Consider the following 12,730-nt stretch of genomic DNA (forward strand, 5'->3'; position numbering starts at 1 on the left):
TGCCCCCGGGTGATGGGGCCGGGGGCAGCGGGGGATGGGCGAGCAGGTCAGTGGGCGAGGGCGTGCTCCTCCTGCGTGCCCTCGTGGACGGGGAGGGGCGAGACCGGCAGCGGCTCGAACCGCGAGGTGAAGAACCGCAGCGTCGGAGACTCGTAGACGAACCGCAGACCGCGGATCGATGCGCGCCGCTGCCAGACGGCGATCACGGCGTCGGCGACGACGTCCATGTGGGCGTTGGTGTAGACGCGCCGGGGGATCGTCAGCCGGACGAGCTCGAGCTTGGGGTGGTTGTGCTCGCCGGTCTTGGTGCGGCCGGCCGAGACGATGCCGCGCTCCATGGCGCGCACCCCGGACTCGACGTAGATCTCGGCGGCGAGCGACTGGGCCGGGAGCTCGTCCTGGGGGACGTGGGGCAGGAAGGCACGCGCGTCGAGGAACACCGCGTGGCCGCCGATGGGCTGCACCACGGGGATGCCCGCCTCGATCAGACGCTCGCCGAGGTAGCGCACCTGGCCGATGCGGTGGGCGAGGTAGTCGTCGTCCAGCGCCTCGCGCAGGCCGACGGCCATGGCCTCCAGGTCGCGACCGGCCAGCCCGCCATACGTCGGCATGCCCTCGTAGAGGACGACGAGCTCGCGGGCCTTGATCAGGATGTCCTCGTCGCGCATGGCGAGGAAGCCGCCGATGTTGACCAGGCAGTCCTTCTTGCCGGACATGGTCAGGCCGTCGAAGTGGGACAGCATCTCCTTGGCGATCTGCGCGCAGGGCGTGTCGGCGTAGCCCTCCTCGCGCTGCTGGATGAAGTAGGCGTTCTCGGCGAGGCGGGTCGCGTCGGACCACATGATGATGCCGTGCTCATCGCAGATCTCGCGGACGGCCCTGATGTTGGCCATGGAGACGGGCTGGCCGCCGGCCATGTTCACGGTGACCGCGACGTTGATGTAGGCGATCTGGTCGGCGCCCACCTCGTCGATCAGGGCGCGGAGCTTGTCGAGGTCGACGTTGCCCTTGAAGGGGTGGATGGCGGACGGGTCGTGGGCCTCGTCGATGATGACGTCGTGGAAGGTCGCGCCGGCCAGCTCCTGGTGGGCGCGGGTGGTGGTGAAGTACATGTTGCCGGGCACGTGCTGGCCGGGCGTGATGAGGATCTGGGAGATGAGGTGCTCGGCGCCGCGGCCCTGGTGGGTGGGGCAGGTGTAGGGGAACCCGTAGAACTCCTCGACGGCGTTCCACAGGTTGTCGAAGGACCGCGCCCCGGCGTAGGCCTCGTCGCCCAGCATCATGGCGCTCCACTGCGCGTCGCTCATCGCGGAGGTGCCCGAGTCGGTGAGCAGGTCGATGTAGCAGTCCTTGCTCTTGAGCAGGAAGGTGTTGTGGCCGGCGGCCCGGATCGCCTCCTCGCGCTCGGCGCGGGTCGTCATGTGCAGGGGCTCGACCATCTTGATGCGATACGGCTCGGCGTTGACCACGGAGCTCACCTTCCTCGTCTCTGGTTGCGTCCTGGTTGCGTGCCGCCCACGCTGCTCCTGGGGCAGTGGCTACGCAACCCAGGCGGGTCCGGGCGCACAGAGTGTTCAATGTGCCGAGCAATCAGCCGTATGACGTGGGCAGTGTGACCATAAGTCACGGCGCGCGGTCGACAACAGCGAGTCCGCGACGGCCGACCTCAGGGTCTTCGGGAGGCGACGCGAGGGGACCTCCGGCGCGGTTTCGTTAAATCGTTCAAACGTTTCATCGCGGGTGACCGCACGGCGTGGACCTGCGACAAGATCGGGGGGTCCCGCTCCGGGCAGGTGCGGAGGTGATTAGATTCATAGGTGCGTGGCCCAGGCCGCGCAGCGATGACAACGGCGTCCTCGCACGACACCCTGACGTCCGCCATCACCGCAAGGAAGGCACCACATGCCCCATCCTGTCGATCCGACGACGACCGACGCCTGGCGCGAGCTCACCGACGCGCGCGACGACCTGGAGCCCGACCTGCGTGGCTGGTTCGCCGCCGACCCCGACCGGGCGCGCCGCCTGAGCCTGGACGCCGGTGACCTGCACGTCGACCTGTCCAAGAATCTGGTCGACGACCGGATCCTCGCCGAGCTGGTCCGCCTGGGCGATCAGGTGGGGCTGATCGAGCGTCGCGACGCGATGTTCGGCGGCGAGCGCATCAACGTCACCGAGAAGCGTGCGGTCCTGCACACCGCTCTGCGGGCACCCGAGGGCACGGTCGTCGAGCTCGAGGGTCACGACGTGGTCCCGGACGTCCACGCCGAGCTGGCCAAGCTCTACGCCTTCGCCGACGAGGTGCGCTCGGGACGCTGGACCGGCGTGACGGGTCGCCGCATCAAGAACGTCGTCAACATCGGCATCGGTGGCTCGGACCTCGGCCCGGTCATGGCCTACGAGGCGCTGAAGCCGTTCGGGCAAGAGGGGCTGGAGCTGCGCTTCATCTCCAACATCGACCCCACCGACGTCCACGAGAAGACCGCATACCTCGACCCCGAGGAGACGCTGTTCATCGTCGCGTCCAAGACCTTCACGACGCTCGAGACCCTCACCAACGCCCGCCTCGCCAAGAAGTGGCTGCTGGACGGCTTGGCCGAGCGCGGCGCCATCCGCGAGGGCGACAGCGACCAGGCGCTCTCGGCGATCGCGCAGCACTTCGTCGCCGTGTCGACGGCGCTGGACAAGGTCAGCGAGTTCGGGATCGACCCGGCCAACGCCTTCGGGTTCTGGGACTGGGTGGGCGGTCGCTACTCCGTGGACTCCGCCATCGGCACCTCGCTCGCCGTGGCCATCGGGCCGGAGCGGTTCGCCGAGCTCCTCGCCGGCATGCACACGATGGACGAGCACTTCCGCACCACCCCGCTGGAGCGCAACGTCCCCGCGGTCATGGGCCTGCTCAACATCTGGAACTCCAACTTCCTCGGCGCCCACACGCACGCCGTGCTGCCCTACGCGCAGTACCTCCACCGCTTCCCGGCCTACCTCCAACAGCTCACCATGGAGTCCAACGGCAAGAGCGTGCGGTATGACGGCACGCCCGTCACGACCGAGACCGGCGAGATCTGGTGGGGCGAGCCCGGCACCAACGGCCAGCACGCGTTCTACCAGCTCATCCACCAGGGCACCCGCCTCGTGCCGGCGGACTTCATCGCGTTCGCCAACCCGTCGCACCCCCTCAAGGACGGCGCCCAGGACGTCCACGAGCTGTTCCTCGCCAACTTCCTCGCCCAGACCGCGGCGCTCGCCTTCGGCAAGACCGCCGAGGAGGTCCGCGCCGAGGGGACCGAGGAGGCGCTCGTCCCCGCCCGCGTGTTCGAGGGCAACCGGCCCACCACCTCGATCATGGCGCCCGCCCTCACCCCGTCCACCCTCGGCCAGCTGATCGCGCTCTACGAGCACATCACCTTCGTCGAGGGCGTCGTGTGGGGCATCGACTCGTTCGACCAGTGGGGCGTCGAGCTCGGCAAGAAGCTCGCCAAGGAGGTCGGCCCGGCCATCGAGGGCGACGCCGACGCCCTGGCCGCGCAGGACCCGTCCACGCAGGGGCTCATCGAGTACTACCGCGAGCACCGCACCAGCTGAGGGGCACAGACGGAGGGGCACAGACCTGAGGGGCACTGACCTGGCTCCGGCACCACGCCGCAGCCACGAGAAGCGGGCCGACCCGAGGGGGCGGCCCGCTTCTCGGCATACGACCTGGTCGCGCTCTAGTCTGGGCCTGCCCTCGTAGCCCAACGGCAGAGGCAGGCGACTTAAAATCGCTCGAGTGCGGGTTCGAGTCCCGTCGGGGGCACGAGACGCGAACCGTCCGACCCAGCCGGGTGCGAGCCGCGCGCGAGACCTACGCCGCCTGTCGGGAACATTTCCGGCCGCTGTGGCGTCATGCTGAAGGAGACCGTCGCCACGAGCGTGACGGCCCGATCACTGGGAGAGACCACGATGAGCAACCCGATCTTCGATCGCGTCGACCGGGAGGCGCAGCGCGGCTACGCCGGCTTCGGCCAGCAGCGCACGCCCGACCTGTCCGCAGGCCAGCTGCAGGACATGTATGCCGCGCCGCCGGTCATCCCCGCGCACGAGCGCCGCCTCACGCTGGACGACGTGATGATGAAGGCCCTGCTGCTGTTCGGCATCGTCATCGGCGTGGGCGCCGTCAGCTGGTACGCCTCGGCCCTGATGCCCGCCACCAGCCTCGTCCTGCTCTTCGGCGGGATGATCGGCACGCTGGTCCTCGGCCTCGTCATCGCCTTCAAGAAGGCCATCAGCGTCCCGCTGATCGTGACCTACGCCGTGCTGGAAGGTGCCTTCGTCGGCGCCCTCAGCCAGAACTTCGAGCGGGCCTACGACGGTGCCGTCCCGACCGCCATCCTCGCGACGCTCTGCGTCTTCGGCGCGATGTTCGCGGGCTGGAAGGGCGGCTTCATCAAGGTCACCGACAAGTTCCGCCGCATGATGGGCATGGCGCTCATCGGCTACGCGATCTTCGCCCTCATCAACCTCGGCGCCGCGCTCCTGGGCGTCGGCGGCGGCTGGGGCTTCGGTGGCAGCGGTCCGATCGGCATCGGGATCTCGCTGTTCGCGACCGGCCTCGCGGCCTTCACCCTCGCGCTCGACTTCGACTCGATCGACAACGCCGTCCGCTCCGGCGCCCCGGAGAAGTACTCCTGGCTGCTGGCGCACGGTCTCGTCGTGACCGTCGTCTGGCTCTACATCGAGATGCTTCGCCTCATCGGGCGCTTCCGCGACTGAGCATGACCGCGATCCCTGACGAGGTCAGGGTCGAGCTGGAGCGCGTGGTCCGGCGGTGGCAGCAGCTGCCGCTGGACCACGCGCTTCGCGCGTCCGGACCGGTGCGCGAGCTCGCCCAGGCCCTGGCCGACGAGGTGGCCGACGCCGAGGCGCGACCCCGCGAGACGCTGCCCGAGCTCGGCCCGGCGACCCTGCTGCACCAGCTCCAGGTGTGCACCTACGACGCCGCCCGCCTGCACCCCGAGGGGCGGCAGGCGGGCGGCATACGGACGCTCGCGGAGCGTCTCGCGCAGGTGCGGCGCGAGATCAGCTGAGGCGCTCGTAGATGATGGCCATGCCCTGGCCGCCACCCACGCACATCGTCTCCAGGCCGTAGGTCAGGTCGCGGGCCTGCAGCGAGTGCAGCAGCGTCGTGGTGATGCGCGCGCCGGTCGACCCGAAGGGGTGGCCGAGCGCGATGGCGCCGCCGTTGACGTTGAGCTTGTCGAGGTCCATGCCGAGGTCGTCGGCGCTCGGGAGCACCTGCGCGGCGAAGGCCTCGTTGATCTCGTATAGGTCCAGGTCCCCGATGGTCATGCCGGCGCGGGCCAGGGCCTGGCGGGACGCCTCGACGGGGCCGAGGCCCATGATCTCGGGGGACAGGGCGCTGACGCCCGTGGAGACGATCCGGGCGAGCGGGGTCAGGCCCAGCTCCTTGGCCTTGTCGGCGGCCATCACGACCACGGCCGCGGCGCCGTCGTTGAGCGGGCAGCAGTTGCCGGCCGTGACCGTGCCGTTCTCGCGAAAGACCGGCTGCAGGGTCTGGACCTTGTCGAGGGTGACGCCGGCGCGGGGGCCGTCGTCGGTGGAGACGACCGTGCCGTCCGGCAGGGTGACCGGCGTGATCTCCTCGGCGAAGAAGCCGCTCTTGATGGCCTCCTCGGCGAGGTTCTGCGAACGGACGCCCCACTCGTCCTGACGCTCGCGCGAGACGCCGCGCAGGGTCGCGACGTTCTCGGCGGTCTGGCCCATCGTCAGGTAGACGTCGGGCAGCAGGCCCTCCTCGCGGGGGTCGCTCCAGGTGGTGTTGTCCTGGGCGATGCGCTTCATGCGCTCCTCGGCGTCCTTGAAGCGGGGGTTCTTGTCGCCGTCGTCCGAGCCGCCGGCGCCGGCGAAGCTCTTGTAGCGGGAGACGCACTCGACGCCGCCGGAGACGAACACCTCGCCCTCGCCGGCGCGGATCGCGTGGAAGGCCATGCGGGTCGTCTGCACGGAGCTGGCGCAGAACCGGTTGACGGTCGCGGCGGGCACGTGGTCGAGGTCGGCGAGGATCGCGACGACGCGGGCCATGTTGGCGCCGTGCTCGCCGGACGGCTCGGCGCAGCCGAGGTAGAGGTCGTCGATGAGCGAGCGGTCGAGGCCGGGGACCTTGTCGAGCGCGGCCCGCACGACGTGGGCGGCGAGGTCGTCCGGGCGGACGTCCTTGAGCGAGCCCTTGAAGGCCCGGCCGATCGGGGTCCGTGCGGTCGAGACGATGACGGCGTCCTGCATGCGGCACTCCTTCGTGTCGTGCGGGTTCACTACCCGCAGGTATGCCGAGAGGTTAGCCCGGCTGCGGCTCGTCGGTCACGCTCGCGCCAGGCGGGGTGGCCGACGTCACCTGGGGTCGCCGCAGCCGGCCCACGTCCGGGCGGCGCAGTCGACGCAGCACGGCGCGACGGGTGCGCGTGGTCCGCGACAGGCCCCCGCCGGTGTCCTCCGTCTCGGCCTCGGCGCTCACCTCGGTGCCGGGGTGGGCGACGGCGTGGACGGCGGCCACGTGCAGCGGTCCGACGCCCTCGCCGCGCGACACCTCCAGGGGGCGGTCCGACTCGGGCCACAGGCCGAGCGCGGACGCGACGGACGGCAGGATCGCCGACGCCGCCCGGGCGTAGCCCGCCGCCGAGGGGTGGAACTGGTCCTTGGAGAACATCAGCGCCGGCTCGGCGAGGAAGTCCGGACCGATGAGATCGCCGAGCGACACCGTGCGGGCGCCCGCCTCGACGGCGGCCACCGTCTGCGCGGCCGCGAAGTCCCGCGACCACCGGCTGACGAGCCACCGCAGCGGCTGGGGGAGGGGCTCGACCGTGCCGAGGTCGGGGCAGGTGCCGACGATGACGGTGGCGCCGCGCGACCGCAGCACCGTGATGGTCTCGGCGAGGTGTCCCACGGCCTCGGGCACGTCCTTGCGGTGGGTCACGTCGTTGCCACCGACGACCACGACCACGACGTGCGGCTCGGGCGCGCGGGCCAGGAGGTCCTCGAGCTGGGCGGGCAGGTCGGTCGACTCGGGGCCCACGACGGCGGCGTTGGTGAGACGGACCGGCCGCCCGGCGATCGCGGAGATGCCGTGGGCCAGGGTGGCGCCGATCGTCTGGCGGCGGTGGTCGACGCCGAGCCCTGCGGCCAGCGAGTCGCCCAGCACGCCGAGCTCGATGGGGTCGCCGAGGCCGGCGCCATAGACGTCGGAGTCCGGCGGCGCGGTCTCGAAGGGCTTGCCCACGACCCGCCGCACCATGCGCGCCTCGACCTTGAGGATGCCGTAGCCGGCCGCCCCCACCCCCGCCGCCCCGGCGAGGCCGTAGCCCCCGCCCCGCGCGATCCTCGTCCCCAGACCCAGTGTCCCCACCTCGTTCGCCGCGTCGATGTCCCTTCAAGGGTAAGCAAACTCGGTTACCTGTCGGTAATGCCCGAGGCGCATCACCTGGCTTCTCCGAGTTCGGCTTCCGTTCACGTCAGGGTGGCCGCGGTGATGCTCGGCACGAGTCGAATGGACGTCTGGCGCAGGCGACTCCCGCTGCTGCGCCGACGACGTGCAGGGGGCCCCGATGGACAGCGACGCACCTCCGCGCCGCCCTGACGAGCACGTCGCGGTCCTGCCGGGCTGGTGGACCACGGTGCAGCAGGCCGAGCAGCAGGCGCTGCAGCTGACGCGCGGCACCGACGTGGTCACTGCGGCCACCCATGTCGTCGACGGCATCGCCCTCGTGACCGCGCAGGTCGCGGGTCCGCACCGGTGGTCCAGCGCCTCGCACCGCGACCACGACCGTTGGGCCGTCATGGCGCGCGACGCCGTCGCCGACCACGAGGCGCGGTATGGCGGGCGGCTGTTCGTGTTTCCCGGCCAGTGCGCCCTCGCGGGGGCGATGACGGCGGGGCGGGTGCTGGCGGAGACCGTGATCGACGAGCTCGTCGTCCCCGGCCACCCCGGCCGGATCGACCCCGAGGCCCGGATCGAGGGCCTGGACTTCGTGCGGCCGGTCTATCGCCAGGGGCAGGTCGTCCTGACGCTGCGCCCGATCGGGCCGGGTCTGTTCACCCCGTTCGAGCGGCCGCGGACGGCCGGGGCGCTGCGCCCGAGCATCTGACGCGCCGGAGCATCTGACGCGCCGGAGCGTCTGACGCACCCGACCGCTCGGCGCGCGGGAGGGGCCGACGGTCGACGTGGGGCCACGGGGCCTGCCCAGGTTCGTCCCCCTTTGCCAGACTGCCAGGACACGCCCGATCGAGGAGGATCCATGGCAGACGAGCTCGTCCGCGTCGACCGCACCGGCGACGTCACGACGGTGACGATGACCAGCCCGAGGCAGCGCAACGCCCTGTCGGTCGACATGATGCGCGCGCTGCGCGACGCCCTCGCCGAGGCGGGCAGCACCAACACCCTCGCGGTGGTGCTGGCCGCGGAGGGCCCGGTGTTCAGCGCCGGCCACAGCTTCCGCGACATGGTGGGAGCCACGTCCGAGGACGTCACCGAGCTGTTCGAGCTGTGCACGTCGCTGATGGACACCGTCCAGGCCATGCCGCAGCCCGTGATCGCCCGCGTGCACGCCCTCGCCACGGCCGCCGGCTGCCAGCTCGTCGCGACCTGCGACCTGGCGGTGGCGGCCGAGACGGCGGGCTTCGCGCTGCCGGGAGGCCGCGGCGGGTTGTTCTGCCACACCCCGCTGGTGGCGGTGGCGCGCAACGTCGGTCGCAAGCGCGCCCTCGAGATGGCCCTGTCCGGCGACGTCGTGGACGCGGGCACCGCCCTGGAGTGGGGTCTGGTCAACGCGGTCGTCCCCGAGGACGAGCTGGACGAGGCGGTGGCCGCCCTGGTCGCTCGCGTCACCCGTGGCAGCGCCGCCCAGCGCGCCGCAGGCAAGAGGCTCTTCTACGCCCAGGTCGGCCGGGACCAGTCCGAGGCCTATGCGATGGCGATCGCCGCGATGGCGGACGGCGCGGTGGGGGTCGACGGCCAGGAGGGCATGACCGCCTTCCTGGAGAAGCGGCACCCTCGCTTCACCAGCACCCCGCAGGGTTGATCGGCCGCCTGGGTCTGGACACGTCAGGCCGGACCCCTCAGGTTCGACAGCTCTGGCCCGTCAGGTCAGGCCCGACGGCTGAGCGTCGACGGCTCAGGCCCGGCGGCTCAGACGCGCAGGTCGAGGAGCATGGTCTCGGCCGTGCCGTCGTGCCCCACCGTGCGATAGCCGAGCCGGCCATAGAGGTTGACCGCCTCGTTGCCGTCCTCCACCGACAGGCTGGCTCCGGCATACCCCGCGGTCCGGAGCCGGTCGGCGAGCCGCTCAAGCAGGGCTCGTCCGACCCCCTCGCGGCGGTAGTCCTCGAACACCGTGACGCTCACCTCGGGCACGGTGTCGGCGACGTAGCCGTAGCCCGGGTCCTGCGCCGAGAACGTCCGGGCCCAGGCGACGCCGACGGTCTCGGTGCGCGTCTGGGCGACCACGCCGAGGTCGCCGCCGCGGTGCCCGAAGTCGGCGAAGTAGTGCGCCAGCCGGGGGTTCTCGCGGACCTCCGCACGGCTGGTGCGGTGCCGCAGCCAGTTGACGTTGACCCACGTGGCGACCTCGAGGAGCTCCTCGTCGGCGGTCGTGGCGTCGCGCCACTCCAGCTCGTCCAGCAGGGAGGTCGGATCAGGCTGCGGGGCGTCGTCCATGGCGCGCACGATAGCCGAGGGTTCAGGCCCCTCCGCGCTGCAGCATGACGAACTCCCGCGGCGAGTAGCCCGTCGCCGTGCGGAAGTCGCGCGAGAAGTGCGCCTGGTCGGCGTACCCCAGGTCGGCGGCCACGTCGGCGAGGCTGCCCTCGTGGTGACGCAACCGGTCGGCCGCCTCGTGCAGCCGGCGACGACGGACGAGCCACAGCGGGGTGAGCCCTAGCCGGCGCTCGGTGAGGCGCTGCAGCGTCCGCTCGGACAGGCCCACCCGCTCGCACAGCTGGGTGACCGTGAGGACCGAGCCGTCCTCCTCGACGGTGCGGACGACGTCGTTCACCAACCGGTCCTCGACGTCCGGAGGGCCCAGGCGGGCGACCCGGTCCTCCACCAGCCGGCGGCCGACGGCGTGGGCTGCCTCGTCGCTCGGGTCCTCGCTCATCACGGCTCGCAGCGCCTCGGGCAGGTCCCCGAGCAACGGGACGGTGGCCAGGTCGACATACCGGTCGGTGATCCCGCTGACCGGCCCACCCAGGAGCGGCGTGCCGGCGGCGGGTGCGAGCATCACGCCGAAGGCCCACCCGCGTCCCTCCAGGACCGTGATCGACAGGCCTCGCCGCGGGCCGACGAACCGTGCGTAGACCGGCGACACGACGGCCAGGGTGACGGGGTACTGCAGGACCTTCTGCTCCCGGCGCCCTCGCTTGGGCCGCTCGGGCCGGTCGGGCTGGTCGGAGTGGTCGGGCTGGTCGGGATCCTCCGGCACGTCCCACACCGGCACCCAGTAGCGCCTGATCCAGCCCTGCAGCGCGTCCGGCGGGAGATAGCGGCTGATCACGAAGCTGTCGTCCGCCGGGTCGCGCAGGTGCGCCCGGTCGATGTCGTCGGTCGCCCGGCCCGGCTGTCGGGAATCGTCAAGACGGCCCATGCCCGCCGAGCCTAGCGTCGGGGTGTCCGGTCCAGACGTGCCCCGCCGTCTCGACTCCCCATCTGCCGAGGAGGCCCTCATGACCACCACCACCCACCCGACCACCAGGACCGACGACAACCCCACCCTCGCGAGCTGGCGGCAGCACGCCGAGCCCTTCACGGCGGTCGTCGTGGCGGCGACCGACTGGGACGCCGCCAGCCCGTGCGAGGGATGGACCGCCACCGACGTGGTGGATCACGTCGTCCAGACGGAGCGGGACTTCGTCGAGGGATGCGGCCTTTCCCTGCCGGTCACCGCCGAGGGATCCCCGGCCGACCGGTGGGCCGCGCACGAGACGGCCGTGGCCGCGCTGCTGGCGGACCCGGCCGTGGGGGACCAGGCGTTCGACGGCCACTTCGGCCCCACGACCGTGGGCGCCACCCTCACCCGCTTCTACGGCTTCGACCTGCTGGTGCACCGCTGGGACATTTCACGCTCCCAGGGCCGCGACGAGGTCCTCACGGATGCCGAGCTCGACGAGATCGACGCCGCCGTGGACGGATTCGGCGAGCACGCCTACGCACCCGGCATCTTCGCCCGACCCGTCGAGGTGCCCGAGGGGGCGGACCGGTGTGCCCGCGTCCTGGCGCGGACGGGCCGCCGAGCCTGAACCCGAGCCTCACCCGGTCCATGGTGTGCGCCGAGGGCTACGATTGCGCACATGACGACGATCGCCGCGCGAGAGCTGCGCAACCACACCGGCGCGCTCCTCGCCCGCGTCGCGGCGGGTGAGCGACTCACCATCACCCACCGCGGCGAGCCCGTGGCCGAGCTGACCCGGCCGGGACGTCGTCGTCGTGGCTACCTTCAGCGGGACGAGGTCCTTGCCGTCCTGGCACCCGGGCGGGGAGGGTCCTGGACGCAGGACCAGGCCTGGATCGGCGCAGGCAGCACCGACGACCTCGGTCCGATCCGGTGACAGCGGCGGGCCTGCTGGACACGAGCGTCTGGATCGCCGGCGAGGTCGGGCGCCCCGTCACCGCCGAGGCACTGCCCGAGCGCTCGTACGTCTCCGTGATCACCGTCGCGGAGATCGAGGCCGGCGTCCTCGCAGCCGGCGACGTCGAGACCCGAGCCGCACGCATGGCGACGGCCACGGCGCTCGCCATGGTCGAGGCGCTCCCGGTCGACGAGGCGGTGGCGCGGGAGTGGGCGCGGATGCGCGTCCTGCTCCGTGACGCCGGACGACGCGTCAACGTCAACGACCTCTGGATCGCAGCCACCGCCCGGGCCAACGACCTGCCCGTCTACACCCAGGATGATGACTTCGACGTGCTGGGCGAGGTCTGCGGGATCCGGGTGGTGCGCGTCTGACCCGTGGTCGGCAGTGGCCGCGTCTCGGTCAGGCGCGGGGCGGCTCGACGGTCGTCTGGGCGGGCAGGTCGTCCGAGGAGACCAGGCCGATGGGGCAGGTGTAGCCGTTGGGCCCGTGGTTGCAGTAGCCGCCGGGGTTCTTGTGGAGGTACTGCTGGTGGTAGTCCTCGGCGAAGTAGAACGGGCCCGCGTCCTCGGCCGAGCGCAGCTCCGTCGTCACGTGGCCGTGGCCGCGCGAGGTGAGCAGCCCGTCGAAGGCGTCGCACGCCGCGCGGGCCTGGGCCTCCTGCAGGGGGGTGGTCCAGTAGATCGCCGAGCGGTACTGCGTGCCGATGTCGTTGCCCTGGCGGTTGGCGGTCGTGGGGTCGTGGTTCTCCATGAGGGTGGCGACGATCCGGTCGGCGCCGACCTGCGCCGGGTCGTAGGCCACGAGCACCATCTCGGTGTGCCCCGTGCGACCGCTGCACGTCTCCTCGTAGGTCGGGTTGGGGGTGAACCCGCCCATGTAGCCCACCGCGGTGCCGACCACGCCGGGCAGCTTCCAGAAGATGCGCTCCAGCCCCCAGAAGCACCCGCCCGCGACATACAGGATCTCGGCGGGGGAGCCGTCGGCGGTGGTCCAGGGACCGGTGAGCGGGGCATCGAGGACCGTATGACGGGCCGCCAGCCCGCCCATCGGGGTGTCGCGCCCGGGCAGGGCCTCGGCGGGGGTGACCATCACGGGGGTGGAACGACCGAAGATCATC

General features: G+C 71.7%; 14 protein-coding genes and 1 tRNA gene. 9 read left to right on the forward strand and 6 right to left on the reverse strand.

The window, feature by feature from the left end; all coding sequences use genetic code 11:
- Positions 1–47: 47 nt before the first annotated feature.
- Positions 48–1,469, reverse strand: a complete 1,422-nt coding sequence (locus B4E97_RS06980) for a tyrosine phenol-lyase (protein ID WP_286959185.1) — start codon at positions 1,467–1,469, stop codon at positions 48–50.
- A 433-nt stretch (positions 1,470–1,902) separates the two neighbouring features.
- On the opposite strand from B4E97_RS06980, the gene pgi reads away from it, so the two are divergent.
- The 4 genes from pgi to B4E97_RS07000 all read left to right on the forward strand — a co-directional run bounded on the left by pgi (position 1,903) and on the right by B4E97_RS07000 (position 5,063).
- Positions 1,903–3,582, forward strand: a complete 1,680-nt coding sequence (gene pgi, locus B4E97_RS06985; protein WP_286959186.1) for a glucose-6-phosphate isomerase — start codon at positions 1,903–1,905, stop codon at positions 3,580–3,582.
- A gap of 138 nt (positions 3,583–3,720) precedes the next feature.
- Positions 3,721–3,793 (forward strand) — tRNA-Leu (locus B4E97_RS06990).
- Between the two features lie 146 nt (positions 3,794–3,939).
- Positions 3,940–4,749 carry a Bax inhibitor-1/YccA family protein gene (locus B4E97_RS06995; protein ID WP_029211351.1) on the forward strand — a complete coding sequence of 270 codons (810 nt, stop codon included), beginning with the start codon at positions 3,940–3,942 and terminating at the stop codon, positions 4,747–4,749.
- Positions 4,750–4,751: 2 nt separating this feature from the next.
- Complete coding sequence (locus tag B4E97_RS07000) at positions 4,752–5,063, forward strand: hypothetical protein (protein ID WP_239264387.1); 312 nt, start codon at positions 4,752–4,754, stop codon at positions 5,061–5,063.
- On the opposite strand, the gene B4E97_RS07005 is transcribed toward B4E97_RS07000, so the two are convergent.
- Together B4E97_RS07005 and B4E97_RS07010 are read right to left on the reverse strand one after the other, a co-directional pair.
- On the reverse strand, positions 5,056–6,279 hold the full coding sequence (locus B4E97_RS07005) for an acetyl-CoA C-acetyltransferase (protein ID WP_286959188.1): 1,224 nt from the start codon (positions 6,277–6,279) through the stop codon (positions 5,056–5,058). The two genes, B4E97_RS07000 and B4E97_RS07005, sit on opposite strands and share 8 nt — an antisense overlap.
- A gap of 52 nt (positions 6,280–6,331) precedes the next feature.
- Entirely contained in the window at positions 6,332–7,396 is a 1,065-nt protein-coding gene (locus tag B4E97_RS07010; RefSeq protein WP_286959189.1) for an SGNH/GDSL hydrolase family protein, read from the reverse strand.
- A 199-nt stretch (positions 7,397–7,595) separates the two neighbouring features.
- On the opposite strand from B4E97_RS07010, the gene B4E97_RS07015 reads away from it, so the two are divergent.
- Together B4E97_RS07015 and B4E97_RS07020 are read left to right on the forward strand one after the other, a co-directional pair.
- On the forward strand, positions 7,596–8,135 hold the full coding sequence (locus B4E97_RS07015) for a hypothetical protein (RefSeq protein ID WP_286959190.1): 540 nt from the start codon (positions 7,596–7,598) through the stop codon (positions 8,133–8,135).
- 150 nt (positions 8,136–8,285) lie between these two features.
- Positions 8,286–9,068, forward strand: a complete 783-nt coding sequence (locus B4E97_RS07020) for an enoyl-CoA hydratase-related protein (RefSeq protein WP_286959191.1) — start codon at positions 8,286–8,288, stop codon at positions 9,066–9,068.
- A gap of 107 nt (positions 9,069–9,175) precedes the next feature.
- Here the strand turns inward: B4E97_RS07020 and B4E97_RS07025 are convergent, their stop codons facing one another.
- Together B4E97_RS07025 and B4E97_RS07030 are read right to left on the reverse strand one after the other, a co-directional pair.
- On the reverse strand, positions 9,176–9,703 hold the full coding sequence (locus B4E97_RS07025; protein ID WP_019285490.1) for a GNAT family N-acetyltransferase: 528 nt from the start codon (positions 9,701–9,703) through the stop codon (positions 9,176–9,178).
- Positions 9,704–9,725: 22 nt separating this feature from the next.
- The gene (locus B4E97_RS07030; RefSeq protein ID WP_029211355.1) at positions 9,726–10,628 is read right to left on the reverse strand and encodes a helix-turn-helix transcriptional regulator; all 903 of its coding nucleotides are present in this window, start codon (positions 10,626–10,628) and stop codon (positions 9,726–9,728) included.
- Between the two features lie 79 nt (positions 10,629–10,707).
- Here B4E97_RS07030 and B4E97_RS07035 point away from each other — a divergent pair, with 79 nt between their 5' ends.
- From B4E97_RS07035 to B4E97_RS07045, 3 genes are read left to right on the forward strand one after another with little or no spacing between them, the layout of a single operon-like run.
- Positions 10,708–11,280, forward strand: a complete 573-nt coding sequence (locus B4E97_RS07035; protein WP_029211356.1) for a maleylpyruvate isomerase N-terminal domain-containing protein — start codon at positions 10,708–10,710, stop codon at positions 11,278–11,280.
- Positions 11,281–11,331: 51 nt separating this feature from the next.
- Positions 11,332–11,589: a type II toxin-antitoxin system Phd/YefM family antitoxin gene (locus B4E97_RS07040; protein ID WP_029211357.1), complete on the forward strand. Its 258-nt coding sequence runs from the start codon at positions 11,332–11,334 to the stop codon at positions 11,587–11,589.
- The gene (locus B4E97_RS07045) at positions 11,586–11,984 is read left to right on the forward strand and encodes a PIN domain-containing protein (RefSeq protein WP_051274071.1); all 399 of its coding nucleotides are present in this window, start codon (positions 11,586–11,588) and stop codon (positions 11,982–11,984) included. Before B4E97_RS07040 ends, B4E97_RS07045 begins: the two co-directional genes overlap by 4 nt.
- A 28-nt stretch (positions 11,985–12,012) precedes the next feature.
- Here B4E97_RS07045 and msrA read toward each other — a convergent pair whose 3' ends face one another.
- Positions 12,013–12,729, reverse strand: coding sequence for a peptide-methionine (S)-S-oxide reductase MsrA (msrA, locus tag B4E97_RS07050; protein ID WP_286959193.1), 717 nt, complete (start codon positions 12,727–12,729; stop codon positions 12,013–12,015).
- Position 12,730: the final 1 nt, after the last annotated feature.

Source organism: Arsenicicoccus sp. UBA7492 (assembly GCF_002479615.1).
In the GTDB taxonomy this organism is placed as follows: domain Bacteria; phylum Actinomycetota; class Actinomycetes; order Actinomycetales; family Dermatophilaceae; genus Arsenicicoccus; species Arsenicicoccus bolidensis.